The following is a 13034-nucleotide window of genomic DNA, read 5'->3' on the forward strand; positions in this document are numbered from 1 at the left end:
GAAACAAGAAAATGTTGCAGCCAAAGCGTACAAAATATCGCAAGCAGTTCAAGGGCCGCATCAAGGGTGTAGCCAAGGGCGGTTTCGACCTGGCATTCGGCGAGTTCGGTCTCAAGTCTCTTGAGCCGAACCGCGTCAACGCCCGCGAAATCGAAGCTGCTCGTCGTGCAATCACGCGTTACATGAAGCGCGCTGGTCGCGTCTGGATCCGGGTGTTCCCCGATGTTCCGGTAACGGCAAAGCCTACCGAAGTCCGTATGGGTAAGGGTAAGGGCTCCGTCGAATACTGGGCATGCAAGGTCAAGCCCGGCCGTATGATGTTCGAGATCGACGGTGTTTCTGAGGAGATCGCCCGTGAGGCGCTTCGTCTCGGCTCGGCCAAGCTCTCGGTCAAGACGCGCTTCGTTCAGCGCATTGCAGAGTAAGGATCACGCCCATGAAAGCCGCAGACGTTCGCGCCATGAGCGCCGATCAGCTGAATGACGAGCTTGCCAAGCTGAAGAAGGAGCAGTTCAACCTGCGCTTCCAGAAGGCTACCGGCCAGCTCGAGAAGTCTTCGCGAATCAACGAAGTCCGCAAGGATATCGCTCGCGTCAAAACAATCGCCCGCCAGAAGGCGGCAGAAGCCAAGGCCTAAGGACCAGAAGAACATGCCTAAACGCATTCTGCAGGGCGTTGTCGTTAGCGACAAGAACGAAAAGACCGTCGTTGTACGCGTCGAGCGCCGTTTCGCCCACCCGCTTCTTCAGAAGACCGTTCGTCGTTCCAAGAAGTACAAGGCTCACGACGAAAACAACCAGTACAAGGTTGGTGATGTTGTTTCCATCGAGGAATGCGCACCGATCTCCAAGGACAAGCGCTGGACGGTTATCGCCGCCCAGGCTTAATTTTCATAGAGTTTTGCGCGAGGGCTTGCACCTTGCGCAGAAATCTGTATGAAGCAGGCCATTGGCGCAAGAACGCTCGGGTAACGGGCGTTCTTTTGCTTTGAGCGCACGGAAGGTCCCTCCACGGGAAACCACCCTGACAACATCCTTCCGCGCGACAATCGAAATTTATCATAAGCCGGGATAGGGGGCCGTAGTGCCCAACCGTTCCGGTTACAACAAGAAGGCGACCTGACATGATTCAGATGCAGACTAACCTCGACGTGGCGGATAATTCCGGCGCACGTCGTGTCATGTGCATCAAGGTGCTGGGCGGCTCCAAGCGCAAGTACGCTTCAATCGGCGACATCATCGTCGTCTCGATCAAGGAAGCCATTCCGCGCGGCCGCGTCAAGAAGGGCGATGTTATGAAGGCGGTTGTTGTGCGTACCGCTAAGGACATCCGTCGTCCGGACGGCAGCGTCATCCGCTTCGATAACAACGCAGCCGTTCTTATCGATAACAAGAAAGAGCCGATCGGCACCCGTATCTTCGGACCGGTTCCGCGCGAACTTCGCGCCAAGAACCACATGAAGATCATCTCGCTGGCTCCGGAAGTTCTGTAAGGGAGCGACGACGATGCAAAAGATTCGTAAGGGCGACAAGGTCGTCGTACTGACCGGCAAGGACAAGGGTCGTTCCGGTGAAGTTATCCAGGTTATGCCGAAGGAAGACCGTGCTGTCGTCCGTGGCATCAACGTCGTGAAGCGCCACCAGCGCCAGACGCAGACCCAGGAAGCCGGCATCATCAACAAGGAAGCTTCGATTCATCTTTCGAACCTTGCTGTTGCTGACAAGGACGGCAAGCCGACCCGCGTCGGTTTCAAGGTCGTTGACGGCAAGAAGGTTCGTGTGGCCAAGCGTTCGGGAGATGTGATCGATGGCTGAGGCAAAGTATGAGCCGCGGCTCAAGAAAGACTACGTTTCCCGGATTCGCGCCGCTATGCAGGAGCAGTTCTCCTACGCTAACGAGATGCAGATCCCGAAGCTTGAAAAGATCGTGATCAACATGGGTGTTGGCGAAGCGACGGCTGATTCGAAGAAGCCTACCGTTGCTGCCGCCGACCTGGCTGCCATTGCTGGCCAGAAGCCGGTCATCACCCGTGCACGTAACTCCATCGCTGGCTTCAAGGTCCGCGAAGGTATGCCGATCGGCGCAAAGGTCACTCTGCGTGGCGCCCGGATGTATGAATTCCTGGATCGCCTGGTCTACATCGCGCTTCCGCGCGTTCGCGACTTTCGTGGCCTGAACCCGAAGAGCTTTGACGGCCGTGGCAACTTTGCTATGGGCATCAAGGAGCACATTGTGTTCCCTGAGATCAACTACGACAAGGTTGATCAGATGTGGGGCATGGACATCATCGTTTGCACGACGGCAAACACGGACGACGAAGCTCGGGCTCTTCTGAAAGAGTTCAACTTCCCGTTCCGTACGTAACCGTAACGACGAGCGTAGAAGAGGAACTTCGATATGGCGAAGACAAGCGCAGTTGAAAAGAACAAGCGCCGCCGCAAGACAGTTGCCCAGCAGGCCGCCAAGCGCGCCGCGCTGAAGGCAGTGATCATGAACCAGTCCCTTTCGATCGAGGAGCGGTTCAAGGCAACCCTGAAGCTGGCAGATCTGCCGCGCGATGGATCCAAGACCCGTATTCGCAACCGTTGCGAAGTCACCGGTCGTCCGCGCGCATTCTACCGCAAGCTCAAGATGTCGCGTATCGCGCTTCGCGAGCTGGGCAACCTCGGCAAGGTGCCGGGCGTTGTGAAGTCGAGCTGGTAAGGAGACGGGCAAATGACGATGACTGATCCGTTGGGCGATATGCTCACCCGTATCCGTAACGGCGCCGCCCGCCGCAAGAGCTCGGTATCCACTCCGGCTTCCAAGCTGCGCGCACGCGTTCTCGATGTCCTGCAAGCCGAAGGTTATATCCGCGGCTATTCCCAGGTCGATTATGACAATGGCAAGTCCGAACTGCAGATCGAACTGAAGTACTACGAAGGTGCTTCGGTGATCCGCGAAATCGGCCGTGTCTCCAAGCCGGGCCGCCGGGTTTATGTCTCGGTCAAGTCCATCCCGCAGGTCGCGAACGGCCTCGGCATCACCATCCTTTCGACTCCGAAGGGCGTGATGGCCGATCACCAGGCTCGCGAACAGAACGTTGGTGGCGAGGTTCTCTGCTCTGTCTTCTAAGACAGGGTAGGGATCTCCAGAACGAACAGACAGGATTAAACAATGTCTCGTATCGGTAAAAAGCCCGTTCAGGTTCCTGCAGGGATCACGGCCACTGTTGATGGCCAGAAGGTTACTGCCAAGGGCCCCAAGGGTGAACTTTTCTTCGTCGCGAATGACGAGATCTCCGTAACGCTCGAAGACAACGCCGTTGTCGTCCAGCCGCGCAGCGCAACCAAGGATGCTCGTTCCAAGTGGGGCATGTCCCGCACGATGGTCGAGAACATCTTCAAGGGTGTGAAGGACGGCTATGAGCGTAAGCTCGAAATCAACGGCGTCGGTTATCGCGCTGCCATGCAGGGCAAGAACCTGCAGCTCGCACTCGGCTTCAGCCACGACGTGGTTTATGAGCCGCCGGTCGGCATCACCATTGCCGTTCCGAAGCCGACGGAAATCGTGGTATCCGGTATCAACAAGCAGCAGGTCGGTCAGGTCGCTGCTGAGATCCGCGAATATCGCGGCCCCGAGCCCTACAAGGGCAAGGGCGTCAAGTATGCCGAAGAGCGGATTGTCCGCAAAGAAGGCAAGAAGAAGTAAGGAACGCGCGAAATGGCAAGCAGGAAAGAAGCACTTGTACGTCGTGCCAATCGCGTACGGCGTCAGATCAAGGCGGTGGCCAATGGTCGTCCGCGTCTGTCGGTACATCGCTCGTCGAAGAACATCTACGTTCAGGTCATCGACGATGTCGCTGGTCGCACGCTCGCTGCCGCATCGACCCTCGATTCGGATCTGCGCTCGTCGCTGAAGACCGGTGCGGACATTGCAGCCGCAGCAGCCGTCGGCAAGCTCGTTGCAGAACGCGCTGTGAAGGCTGGCGTCAAGGAAGTCGTATTCGACCGTGGTGCCTTCATCTATCACGGCCGTATCAAGGCCCTGGCGGAAGCAGCTCGCGAAGGCGGTCTGAACTTCTGATCTCGAATATCCGTCCGGGCTTACTCCCGGGCGGATTTCCGGCGTTTGCCGGTTTCCCGGATTTCGCCGCTGACCCCTTAAAAGGGCAGGGCGGAATTTTTCGTAATCTGCCGATTGCACCCGGAAAAGAAAAAGGAAAAGGACAATGGCACAGGAAAAGCGTGGTTCTCGCGAAGATCGCCAGAACCGTGAAGAGCGCGACAGCGAGTTTGTTGACAAGCTGGTCGCCATCAATCGCGTCGCCAAGGTGGTGAAGGGCGGCCGTCGTTTCGGCTTTGCTGCTCTCGTCGTCGTTGGTGACCAGAAGGGCCGGGTCGGTTTCGGCCATGGCAAGGCTCGCGAAGTGCCGGAAGCTATCCGCAAGGCAACCGAAGCCGCCAAGCGCGAACTGATTTTCGTTCCGCTGCGTGACGGTCGTACGCTGCATCACGACGTCAACGGCCGTCATGGCGCCGGCAAGGTTCTGCTGCGCTCCGCCAAGGCCGGTACCGGTATCATCGCCGGTGGTCCGATGCGCGCTGTCTTCGAAACGCTCGGCATGCACGACGTTGTCGCCAAGTCGACTGGTTCGTCGAACCCCTACAACATGGTTCGCGCCACGTTCGACGCCCTGAAGCATCAGGTGCATCCGAAGGACATCGCAGCTCAGCGCGGCATCAAGTATGCAACGCTGCAGGCTCGCCGTGCCGCTTCCGGCAACGCGTCTGAAGAATAAGAGGAGTCTGATCCATGGCTAAGGCTACGAAGAAGACTGAAGCAAAGACGATCACGGTCGAGCAGATCGGTTCGCCTATTCGCCGTCCGGCAGTTCAGCGTGCAACGCTGGTTGGTCTGGGCCTCAACAAGATGCACCGGGTCCGCACCCTGGAGGATACTCCTTCGGTTCGCGGCATGATCCGTGCTGTCCAGCATCTCGTTCGCGTCGTCGACGAGAAGTGAGACGGAGGAAGTCATCATGAAACTGAATGAAATCAAGGACAACGAAGGCGCCTCCAAGGACCGTATCCGCGTAGGACGCGGTATCGGTTCCGGTAAGGGCAAGACCGGCGGTCGTGGCGTCAAGGGTCAGAAGGCTCGTTCGGGCGTTGCGATCAACGGCTTCGAAGGCGGTCAGATGCCGATCTATCGTCGCCTGCCGAAGCGCGGCTTCAACAACATCTTCGCATCTGAATACGTTACCGTTTCGCTCGGCCGGATTCAGACCGCGATTGATGCTGGCAAGCTCGACGCAAAGGCAACTGTCGACGCTGCGGCTCTCAAGGCAGCCGGCGTGATCCGTCGCCCGAAGGACGGCGTTCGCGTCCTGTCCGACGGCGAACTGAAGGTGAAGCTGACGATCGAAGTCGCCGGTGCCTCCAAGGCAGCCGTCGAGAAGATCGAAAAGGCCGGCGGCACCATCAAGTTGCTCGAGGCTGCTGCGGAAACCGCTGAATAAGTGATAGACAGATCGCCCGGGGTGCTTCACACCGGGCGATGTTGCTCCCATATGTGAGCCTCACTGCCCATGGGCGGGCTTTCGTCCGTCTTCCGGGACATTCTGGAAAACAAGGGTGAGGCATGCGATTGCACCGCAATCTCTCCCACGCCCGGTTTTCTTTAAAACAATTGGACGAATGACCTCCGGTCTGACAAAGCTCAGCCGGATTTGGTTTTTGCGGAGAATTTCATGGCTTCTGCAGCGGAACAATTGGCCTCGAACCTCAACTTCTCGACCTTCGCCAAGGCGGAGGATCTGAAGAAGCGCCTGTGGTTCACTCTGGCCGCCTTGCTGGTCTATCGCCTGGGCACTCACATTCCGCTGCCCGGCCTCAACCCGGAGGCCTATGCCGCCGCTTTCCAGGGGCAGTCCGGAGGTATCCTCGGCCTGTTCAACATGTTTTCGGGTGGCGCCGTTGAGCGCATGGCGATCTTCGCCCTCGGCATCATGCCGTACATTTCCGCCTCGATCATCGTGCAGCTCATGACCTCGGTCGTGCCAGCTCTTGAAAACCTCAAGAAAGAGGGTGAGCAGGGCCGCAAGATCATCAACCAGTACACCCGTTACGGTACCGTGCTGCTCGGCACGCTGCAGGCCTATGGCATTGCGGTGGGCCTCGAAAGCGGCAACGGCCTTGTGATCGATCCGGGCTGGTTCTTCCGTATTTCGACCGTCATCACCCTGCTTGGCGGCACGATGTTCCTGATGTGGCTCGGTGAGCAGATCACCTCGCGCGGCATCGGCAACGGTATCTCGCTGATTATCTTCGCTGGTATCGCCGCCGGTCTTCCGACGGCACTGGCCCACACTCTCGACCTCGGCCGCACCGGCGCGCTTTCGACTGCGCTGATCCTGACCGTTATCGTCGTTGCTATTGGCGTTATCGCCCTGATCGTCTTCGTCGAGCGCGCCCAGCGTCGTCTGTTGATCCAGTATCCCAAGCGCCAGGTCGGCAACCGCATGTTCCAGGGCGACACCTCGCACCTGCCGCTGAAGCTCAACACCTCAGGCGTTATTCCGGCAATTTTCGCGTCCTCGCTGCTGCTTCTGCCGGCTACGGCTGCGGGTTTTGCAGGAACTACCACGCTTCCGGCCTGGGCGACGTCCATCATTTCCGCGCTTGGCCACGGCCAGCCGCTATATATGGTGCTCTATGCCGCGCTGATCGCCTTCTTCGCCTTCTTCTATACGGCTATCGTCTTCAATCCGAAGGACACGGCCGATAACCTGAAGAAGCACGGCGGCTTCATTCCGGGCATTCGTCCCGGCGAGCGTACTGCGGAATACATCGATTACGTGCTGACCCGAATCACGGTTATCGGCGCAATTTACCTCGTCTTCGTCTGCATCCTTCCCGAGATTCTGGTTTCCCAGACTGGTGTGCCATTATCCCTTGGTGGTACGTCGCTTTTGATTGTTGTCAGCGTTACCCTCGATACTGTAGCACAGATTCAAGGTCATCTGATCGCGCAGCAGTATGAGGGCCTGATCAAGAAGTCGAAATTGCGTGGAGGAAAGAGGGGACGATGAGACTTATCCTTTTGGGTCCGCCCGGAGCGGGCAAGGGGACGCAGGCCCAGAGAATCGTTGAGAAGCATGGCATTCCGCAGCTTTCGACCGGGGATATGCTTCGTGCGGCAGTAAGTGCCGGCACGGAGGTAGGCAAGCGAGCTAAGGCCGTCATGGACGCCGGCAAGCTGGTTTCCGACGAGATCGTGATTGCCATCGTCTCGGAGCGAATCGACGCGCCGGACTGTGCCAACGGGTTCATCCTTGATGGCTTTCCGCGTACGCTGGTTCAGGCCGACGCGACCGAAAAGATGCTCTCCGACAAGGGGCTCGATCTTTCGGCGGTTATCGAGATCCGGGTTGATGACGAGATCCTGGCGGATCGAATCGCCGGTCGTTACACCTGTGCCAACTGCGGCACCGGCTATCACGACACGAACCTGAAGCCCAAGGTTGAAGGCGTGTGCGACAAGTGCGGTTCGACTCATTTCAAGCGTCGTCCGGATGACAATCGGGATACGGTTCGTACCCGCCTGCAGGCCTACTATAAGGAAACCTCGCCGCTCATCGGCTACTACTATGCCAAGGGTAAGCTGCATTCCGTCGACGGCATGGGCGAGATTGATAACGTTACGTCGGATATCGAGGCTATTCTCGCCGGACTCTGAGTCTGGCGGGTGCAAGAATCTTTACGGAGCCGGTTGCTTTTGGCAGCTGATTCCGTTAAACAGCGCGCCAACTCGCGACATTTAAGCGGTCGGCGCGTTCTTCCATAGTGGAAGACCGGGTTCGATCGTTTTGACTTGTTGAGAACCTGATTTGTAATTGCGGCCCATAAGGGCCGTGTAACGAGACACCACTTGCCGGATGGCAACTGGAAGCAAGGAGAATAGGCGTGGCACGTATCGCTGGCGTCAACATCCCGACCGCGAAGCGCGTAGTAATCGCGCTCCGTTACATTCACGGGATCGGTCCGAAATTTGCGCAGGAGATCATCGAAAAGGTCGGTATTCCGGCTGATCGCCGCGTTCATCAGCTTACGGATGCGGAAATCCTCGCAATCCGCGAAACCATCGACCGTGATTATCAGGTTGAGGGCGATCTGCGTCGCGAAACCGCAATGAACATCAAGCGTCTGATGGACCTCGGCTGCTATCGTGGCCTGCGTCATCGCCGCGGTCTTCCGGTTCGTGGTCAGCGCACGCACACCAATGCTCGTACCCGCAAGGGTCCGGCAAAGGCTATCGCCGGTAAGAAGAAGTAATTTTCCGGCATTGTCCGGAGGGAAGGCTGGCGCATCAGTGCCGGCCTTCTTTGAGTTTGGCAAGGGCTGTCTCTGGCCCTTCCTGGGTGTAGCCGCTGGTGTTACGGCGGTGTCAAGATCAATGAAAGGGAAGTTATGGCCAAGGAAGCCACCCGCGTTCGCCGTCGCGAGCGCAAAAACATTTCGTCGGGCGTTGCTCACGTCAACTCGACGTTCAACAACACGATGATCACCATCACCGACGCACAGGGCAACGCCATTGCCTGGTCGTCGGCTGGCGCAAAGGGCTTCAAGGGTTCGCGCAAGTCGACCCCGTTTGCTGCCCAGATCGCTGCTGAAGATTGCGCCAAGAAGGCTCAGGAACATGGCATGAAGTCTCTGGAAGTGGAAGTTTGCGGTCCGGGTTCCGGTCGTGAGTCCGCTCTTCGTGCTCTCCAGGCTGCCGGCTTCATGATCACCTCGATCCGCGATGTGACCCCGATCCCGCACAATGGCTGCCGTCCGCGCAAGAAGCGCCGCGTCTGATCATCTTTCACCCCGCCAACGAGTGCGCATGCGCTCGTTTTGGTGCTTCTAATGCTCGGTCGTCACGATTGGATGGTGGCGACGAACGGAAGGTAAAATCATGATCCAGAAGAATTGGCAGGAACTGATCAAGCCGAACAAGGTGGAGTTCACCTCGTCGGGCCGCACCAAGGCAACGCTTGTTGCAGAGCCGCTGGAACGTGGCTTCGGTCTGACACTCGGCAACGCGCTTCGTCGCGTTCTTTTGTCTTCGCTTCGCGGTGCGGCCGTCACGGCTGTGCAGATCGATGGCGTGCTGCATGAGTTCTCGTCCATCCCGGGCGTCCGGGAAGACGTGACCGACATCGTGCTCAACATCAAGGAAATCGCCATCAAGATGGATGGCGACGACGCAAAGCGTATGGTCGTGCGCAAGCAGGGCCCGGGCGTTGTCACCGCCGGAGACATCCAGACGGTTGGCGACATCGAGATCCTGAACCCCGCTCATGTGATCTGCACCCTCGACGAGGGCGCCGAGATCCGCATGGAGTTCACGGTCAACAACGGTAAGGGCTATGTCCCGGCCGAGCGTAACCGCGCGGAAGATGCGCCGATCGGCCTCATCCCGGTCGACAGCCTTTACTCGCCGGTCAAGAAGGTGTCCTACAAGGTGGAAAACACCCGCGAAGGACAGGTTCTCGACTACGACAAGCTGACGATGACCATCGAAACCGATGGTTCGGTTACCGGTGAAGACGCGGTCGCTTTCGCTGCCCGTATCCTTCAGGACCAGCTCTCGGTCTTCGTCAACTTCGACGAGCCGCAGAAGGAAGTCCAAGAGGAAGCCGTTACCGAACTCGCGTTCAACCCGGCTCTTCTCAAGAAGGTCGACGAACTCGAACTTTCGGTCCGTTCGGCCAACTGCCTGAAGAACGACAACATCGTCTACATCGGCGACCTCATTCAGAAGACGGAAGCAGAGATGCTCCGTACTCCGAACTTTGGTCGCAAGTCGCTGAACGAAATCAAGGAGGTTCTCGCTTCCATGGGCCTGCACCTCGGCATGGAAGTGCCGGCATGGCCGCCCGAGAACATCGAAGATCTCGCCAAGCGCTACGAAGACCAGTACTAAGCGTCATAAAAAGGCAGGCTCAACCTCTGCCTTTCCAGTCAAACTGCAGGCGGATGCCTGTATGTGTCAGGAAACGGCGGGCCGCTCGAAGTGCGAAGCGAAGCCTGCATTAAAGGAGAATAGCAATGCGCCACCAGAAAGCCGGTCGCAAGCTGAACCGTACCGCCAGCCACCGCAAGGCGATGTTCGCCAACATGGCTGCTTCGCTCATCACCCATGAGCAGATCGTAACTACCCTGCCGAAGGCGAAGGAAATTCGCCCGATCGTCGAAAAGCTCGTCACCCTCGGCAAGCGCGGCGACCTGCACGCTCGTCGTCAGGCGATCTCGCAGATCCAGGACCAGGATGCCGTCAAGAAGCTCTTCGACGCCATCGCTTCGCGTTATGCCAACCGTAACGGTGGCTACCTGCGCATCATGAAGGCTGGTTTCCGTCAGGGCGACAACGCTGCCATGGCTGTCATTGAATTCGTCGAGCGCGACGTCGATGCCAAGGGCGCAGCCGATAAGGCTCGCGTCGCCGCCGAAGCCGAAGCTGCCGAAGCCGCATAATTTCTTCCCGACAGGGGCAGAATCGAAAAAGCCGGGTGAGCGATCACCCGGCTTTTTGCGTTCCATGTGTTGGCGGCTCGGAGCCCGTTCCCTGTCGATCATTTCGGCACATCGATATGGTGGCGGATGTGCTTCAGGTGAGCAACGATGGTGAAGGTCATTATGACCAGAAGGCACCACGAACTCCATTTTCCCAGATGGACCGTCGACCATGCCCCGATCTGATTCGGGTACTGCCATACGCCGAAGAATGTGCTGATGTTCTCGGCGAGCCAGATGAAGAAGCCGATGAGCACGAAGGCGAGCGTCAGCGGCATTTCCCTTTCGCGGTCGTAAGGTCGGTAAACCACCGATGCGCGGGCATAGAGCCCCACAACCAGCGCTGCGATATACCAGCGATAGTCCCCGATATAGTGGTGGGTGAAAAAGTTGATATAGATCGCAAGCGCGACACCCGTTGCCATCCAGTAGGGCGGGTGATGCCTGATCCTGAGATCGAACAGCCGCCAAGCCTGAATGATGTAGCTTCCGACAGCGGCGTACATGAAGCCCGAGAACAACGGCACGCCATAGAGTTTCGTGTAGGCAAAGTCTGGATAGGACCATGACTGGATGCTACCCGATGTCTTGAAAAGCTCGAGGGCGAAGCCGACAGCATGAAACAGGCATATCGCCTTCAGCTCATCGAGCGTCTCGAGCTTAGCCCAGAGCATCCAGCACTGGATAGCCAGCGCAATGATCAGAAGAAGGTCGTAGCGTGGAATGCCGAGCGCGCCGCCGCGCGGCACGATGAATATAGCAAGGAAGAACAAGCCGGCGAACAGGCAGGCTCGGGCTTCTTTCACTCCGAAATACAGAAATTCGACGGCGAAGCGAGCGGCTCCGGTAAGGGCGGGCGCATATGGAACTGCTGTCAGATGTCGGTCGAGGGAACTAAGGACCGGTCCGGTCCTGTCGGGTCGCAAGATGGTCATCGTTGTCTGAAGCCTTATGGAAATGCGCTGCCTGAAACTCGTGGCGATCGGCGGAAACGAAATGAATGCAAATAGGAACTTCAAACGCGGGCAATGCTCGAGGGGCCGCGTTACACATGTCTACGTTCGACGTGAGCTAGGGGAAAGACGTGGAGGAAATTATGGCGGCGCGCGGAACGGGAGCGTTAAGGCAATAAGCAACCAAGGCTTATGACGTTCCCGTAGTGGAGCCGAGAGTTGAGGTTTATTGCCTGGGTGACGAAACCGTCGGAGCATCGGTCGCCTCGGCGGCGCGTGCTGAAAGAAATGCCTTTTCCTGCGCATTTCCCGAAAGCGCCGCTGCCCGTTGGAAGGCAGTGCGTGCCTCGGCCCTTCTTCCCGCGCGCTGCAGGAAGTCGCCTCTTGCCGCATGAAATGGCGCGTACTCTTCCAGAGACGTTTCATCCTCCAGTTCGGCGAGCAGAGCCAAACCGGCTTCCGGGCCGTTGGCCATGGAATGTGCGATGGCTCGGTTGAGGGCGACGATCGGAGAAGGCCATGTCGCGAGCAAGCTGTCGTAGAGTTTTGCGATCTGATTCCAGTCCGTATCCTCGTAATGCATGGCCCGGGCATGGCAGGCGGCGAGCGCGGCCTGCAGAACGTAGACGCCATTCATGCCGCCAAGGCTCACAGCGCGCTCAAGATTTGCAAGTCCGCGCTGGATCAGCAGCCGGTCCCAGCGTGCGCGGTTCTGGTGGGTGAGGGGGATCGGAGTGCCGTCCGCCGCGGTGCGCGCCGCAAAGCGCGACGCCTGGATCTCCATCAGGGCAAGCAACCCGTGTACTTCCGGCTCGTCCGACATCAGCGCTGCCAGAATGCGGCCAAGGCGCATGGCCTCGTGACATAGCTGCGGTCGGATGGCGTGGTCGCCTGCGCTTGCCGCATAGCCTTCGTTGAAGATGAGATAGATCACTTCCAGAACGGAACCGAGCCTTGGCTCCCGTTCGCTGCCGCGCGGCACCTCATAGCCAACGCCTGAATTGCCCAGCGTCTTCTTGGCCCGGACGATGCGTTGGGCGATCGTCTGTTCGCTGGTCAGAAAGGCGCGGGCGATTTCTCCGGTGGTCAGGCCGCCGATCAGGCGCAGGGTCAGCGCCACCCGTGCATCGGTGGAGAGAACGGGATGGCAGGCCGTGAAGATAAGGCTCAGGCGTTCGTCGCCTATATCGTTGTCCATCCGTGCTTCGATCTCCGCGACCGCATCGATGTGCTCGCTCTCAAGCTCGCGCTCGATTTCCGAATGTTTACGCTCCATCATCCGGCGGCGGCGAAAGAGATCGATGGCGCGCCGCTTGGCTGTGGCCATCAGCCACGCGCCGGGTTTGGCGGGAACTCCGCTCTTCGGCCAGATGGCAAGTGCGCTGACAAGCGCGTCCTGCGCCAATTCCTCGGCCAGCCCAATATCGCGCAACATTGCTGCGAGCCCGGCAATCAACCGGGCACGCTCCATGCGGTAGACGGTTTCGACCGTCCTGTGTGTCTCGGAAGCCTTCATCGGTAGGACTATGAAGGCGCTCTG

The 13034-nt window shown here is 58.4% G+C and carries 21 protein-coding genes; 19 read left to right on the top strand and 2 right to left on the bottom strand.

The features are described 5' to 3' along the window. Positions 1 to 11 precede the first annotated feature (11 nt). The 19 genes from rplP (at position 12) to rplQ (ending at position 10502) form a co-directional block, all read left to right on the top strand. On the top strand, positions 12 to 425 hold the full coding sequence (gene rplP / locus H4I99_RS12540) for a 50S ribosomal protein L16 (RefSeq protein WP_009109534.1): 414 nt from the start codon (positions 12 to 14) through the stop codon (positions 423 to 425). An 11-nt stretch (positions 426 to 436) separates the two neighbouring features. Beyond that, a complete protein-coding gene (gene rpmC, locus H4I99_RS12545; RefSeq protein ID WP_099057562.1) occupies positions 437 to 637 on the top strand; it encodes a 50S ribosomal protein L29 in 201 nt (66 codons plus the stop codon). A 13-nt stretch (positions 638 to 650) separates the two neighbouring features. After that, positions 651 to 887 carry a 30S ribosomal protein S17 gene (rpsQ, locus tag H4I99_RS12550; RefSeq protein WP_046792687.1) on the top strand — a complete coding sequence of 79 codons (237 nt, stop codon included), beginning with the start codon at positions 651 to 653 and terminating at the stop codon, positions 885 to 887. Between the two features lie 236 nt (positions 888 to 1123). After that, positions 1124 to 1492, top strand: coding sequence for a 50S ribosomal protein L14 (rplN, locus tag H4I99_RS12555; protein ID WP_007770138.1), 369 nt, complete (start codon positions 1124 to 1126; stop codon positions 1490 to 1492). A gap of 13 nt (positions 1493 to 1505) precedes the next feature. Further along, positions 1506 to 1814: a 50S ribosomal protein L24 gene (rplX, locus tag H4I99_RS12560; protein WP_163904984.1), complete on the top strand. Its 309-nt coding sequence runs from the start codon at positions 1506 to 1508 to the stop codon at positions 1812 to 1814. Next, positions 1807 to 2364 (top strand): 50S ribosomal protein L5, encoded by a 558-nt coding sequence (rplE, locus tag H4I99_RS12565; protein ID WP_099057564.1) that lies wholly within the window; start codon positions 1807 to 1809, stop codon positions 2362 to 2364. The genes rplX and rplE overlap by 8 nt, the downstream gene beginning before the upstream one ends. A 33-nt stretch (positions 2365 to 2397) precedes the next feature. After that, complete coding sequence (gene rpsN, locus H4I99_RS12570) at positions 2398 to 2703, top strand: 30S ribosomal protein S14 (RefSeq protein ID WP_099057565.1); 306 nt, start codon at positions 2398 to 2400, stop codon at positions 2701 to 2703. Positions 2704 to 2715: 12 nt separating this feature from the next. Beyond that, entirely contained in the window at positions 2716 to 3114 is a 399-nt protein-coding gene (gene rpsH, locus H4I99_RS12575; RefSeq protein ID WP_099057566.1) for a 30S ribosomal protein S8, read from the top strand. A 42-nt stretch (positions 3115 to 3156) separates the two neighbouring features. Then, positions 3157 to 3690, top strand: coding sequence for a 50S ribosomal protein L6 (gene rplF, locus H4I99_RS12580; protein ID WP_163904986.1), 534 nt, complete (start codon positions 3157 to 3159; stop codon positions 3688 to 3690). A 12-nt stretch (positions 3691 to 3702) separates the two neighbouring features. Then, entirely contained in the window at positions 3703 to 4065 is a 363-nt protein-coding gene (rplR, locus tag H4I99_RS12585) for a 50S ribosomal protein L18 (protein WP_163904988.1), read from the top strand. Positions 4066 to 4210: 145 nt separating this feature from the next. Beyond that, entirely contained in the window at positions 4211 to 4780 is a 570-nt protein-coding gene (gene rpsE / locus H4I99_RS12590) for a 30S ribosomal protein S5 (protein ID WP_099057569.1), read from the top strand. Between the two features lie 14 nt (positions 4781 to 4794). Continuing rightward, a complete protein-coding gene (rpmD, locus tag H4I99_RS12595) occupies positions 4795 to 5004 on the top strand; it encodes a 50S ribosomal protein L30 (RefSeq protein ID WP_006728669.1) in 210 nt (69 codons plus the stop codon). Between the two features lie 16 nt (positions 5005 to 5020). Beyond that, a complete protein-coding gene (gene rplO, locus H4I99_RS12600; protein WP_163904990.1) occupies positions 5021 to 5500 on the top strand; it encodes a 50S ribosomal protein L15 in 480 nt (159 codons plus the stop codon). Between the two features lie 231 nt (positions 5501 to 5731). Beyond that, on the top strand, positions 5732 to 7072 hold the full coding sequence (secY, locus tag H4I99_RS12605; protein WP_163904992.1) for a preprotein translocase subunit SecY: 1341 nt from the start codon (positions 5732 to 5734) through the stop codon (positions 7070 to 7072). After that, positions 7069 to 7719 carry an adenylate kinase gene (locus tag H4I99_RS12610; protein ID WP_163904994.1) on the top strand — a complete coding sequence of 217 codons (651 nt, stop codon included), beginning with the start codon at positions 7069 to 7071 and terminating at the stop codon, positions 7717 to 7719. Before secY ends, H4I99_RS12610 begins: the two co-directional genes overlap by 4 nt. Before the next feature lie 227 nt (positions 7720 to 7946). Next, a complete protein-coding gene (gene rpsM, locus H4I99_RS12615) occupies positions 7947 to 8315 on the top strand; it encodes a 30S ribosomal protein S13 (protein WP_163904996.1) in 369 nt (122 codons plus the stop codon). Positions 8316 to 8450: 135 nt separating this feature from the next. Beyond that, positions 8451 to 8840 (top strand): 30S ribosomal protein S11, encoded by a 390-nt coding sequence (gene rpsK / locus H4I99_RS12620; protein WP_015915761.1) that lies wholly within the window; start codon positions 8451 to 8453, stop codon positions 8838 to 8840. 100 nt (positions 8841 to 8940) lie between these two features. After that, on the top strand, positions 8941 to 9951 hold the full coding sequence (locus tag H4I99_RS12625) for a DNA-directed RNA polymerase subunit alpha (protein ID WP_163904998.1): 1011 nt from the start codon (positions 8941 to 8943) through the stop codon (positions 9949 to 9951). 125 nt (positions 9952 to 10076) lie between these two features. Continuing rightward, complete coding sequence (rplQ, locus tag H4I99_RS12630; RefSeq protein WP_099057576.1) at positions 10077 to 10502, top strand: 50S ribosomal protein L17; 426 nt, start codon at positions 10077 to 10079, stop codon at positions 10500 to 10502. A 98-nt stretch (positions 10503 to 10600) separates the two neighbouring features. Here rplQ and H4I99_RS12635 read toward each other — a convergent pair whose 3' ends face one another. Together H4I99_RS12635 and H4I99_RS12640 are read right to left on the bottom strand one after the other, a co-directional pair. Continuing rightward, positions 10601 to 11476, bottom strand: a complete 876-nt coding sequence (locus H4I99_RS12635) for a DUF817 domain-containing protein (RefSeq protein ID WP_163905000.1) — start codon at positions 11474 to 11476, stop codon at positions 10601 to 10603. Between the two features lie 244 nt (positions 11477 to 11720). Next, a complete protein-coding gene (locus H4I99_RS12640) occupies positions 11721 to 13010 on the bottom strand; it encodes an RNA polymerase sigma factor (protein WP_163905001.1) in 1290 nt (429 codons plus the stop codon). Between the last annotated feature and the right edge of the window lie 24 nt (positions 13011 to 13034).

This window comes from Paenirhizobium daejeonense, from assembly GCF_014280875.1.
GTDB classification, from domain to species: Bacteria; Pseudomonadota; Alphaproteobacteria; order Rhizobiales; family Rhizobiaceae; genus Allorhizobium; species Allorhizobium daejeonense.

Excerpts from the sequence above, each read along its gene's own strand:
- rpmD (WP_006728669.1), top strand. The coding sequence starts at position 4,795 with ATGGCTAAGGCTACGAAGAAGACTGAAGCAAAGACGATCACGGTCGAG.
- rplR (WP_163904988.1), top strand. The coding sequence starts at position 3,703 with ATGGCAAGCAGGAAAGAAGCACTTGTACGTCGTGCCAATCGCGTACGG.
- rpsK (WP_015915761.1), top strand. The coding sequence starts at position 8,451 with ATGGCCAAGGAAGCCACCCGCGTTCGCCGTCGCGAGCGCAAAAACATT.
- rplN (WP_007770138.1), top strand. The coding sequence starts at position 1,124 with ATGATTCAGATGCAGACTAACCTCGACGTGGCGGATAATTCCGGCGCA.
- rplX (WP_163904984.1), top strand. The coding sequence starts at position 1,506 with ATGCAAAAGATTCGTAAGGGCGACAAGGTCGTCGTACTGACCGGCAAG.
- rpsE (WP_099057569.1), top strand. The coding sequence starts at position 4,211 with ATGGCACAGGAAAAGCGTGGTTCTCGCGAAGATCGCCAGAACCGTGAA.
- secY (WP_163904992.1), top strand. The coding sequence starts at position 5,732 with ATGGCTTCTGCAGCGGAACAATTGGCCTCGAACCTCAACTTCTCGACC.
- rplQ (WP_099057576.1), top strand. The coding sequence starts at position 10,077 with ATGCGCCACCAGAAAGCCGGTCGCAAGCTGAACCGTACCGCCAGCCAC.
- rpsN (WP_099057565.1), top strand. The coding sequence starts at position 2,398 with ATGGCGAAGACAAGCGCAGTTGAAAAGAACAAGCGCCGCCGCAAGACA.
- rpsQ (WP_046792687.1), top strand. The coding sequence starts at position 651 with ATGCCTAAACGCATTCTGCAGGGCGTTGTCGTTAGCGACAAGAACGAA.
- rplO (WP_163904990.1), top strand. The coding sequence starts at position 5,021 with ATGAAACTGAATGAAATCAAGGACAACGAAGGCGCCTCCAAGGACCGT.
- H4I99_RS12640 (WP_163905001.1), bottom strand. The coding sequence starts at position 13,010 with ATGAAGGCTTCCGAGACACACAGGACGGTCGAAACCGTCTACCGCATG.
- H4I99_RS12625 (WP_163904998.1), top strand. The coding sequence starts at position 8,941 with ATGATCCAGAAGAATTGGCAGGAACTGATCAAGCCGAACAAGGTGGAG.
- rplE (WP_099057564.1), top strand. The coding sequence starts at position 1,807 with ATGGCTGAGGCAAAGTATGAGCCGCGGCTCAAGAAAGACTACGTTTCC.
- H4I99_RS12635 (WP_163905000.1), bottom strand. The coding sequence starts at position 11,476 with ATGACCATCTTGCGACCCGACAGGACCGGACCGGTCCTTAGTTCCCTC.
- H4I99_RS12610 (WP_163904994.1), top strand. The coding sequence starts at position 7,069 with ATGAGACTTATCCTTTTGGGTCCGCCCGGAGCGGGCAAGGGGACGCAG.
- rpmC (WP_099057562.1), top strand. The coding sequence starts at position 437 with ATGAAAGCCGCAGACGTTCGCGCCATGAGCGCCGATCAGCTGAATGAC.
- rpsH (WP_099057566.1), top strand. The coding sequence starts at position 2,716 with ATGACGATGACTGATCCGTTGGGCGATATGCTCACCCGTATCCGTAAC.
- rplF (WP_163904986.1), top strand. The coding sequence starts at position 3,157 with ATGTCTCGTATCGGTAAAAAGCCCGTTCAGGTTCCTGCAGGGATCACG.
- rplP (WP_009109534.1), top strand. The coding sequence starts at position 12 with ATGTTGCAGCCAAAGCGTACAAAATATCGCAAGCAGTTCAAGGGCCGC.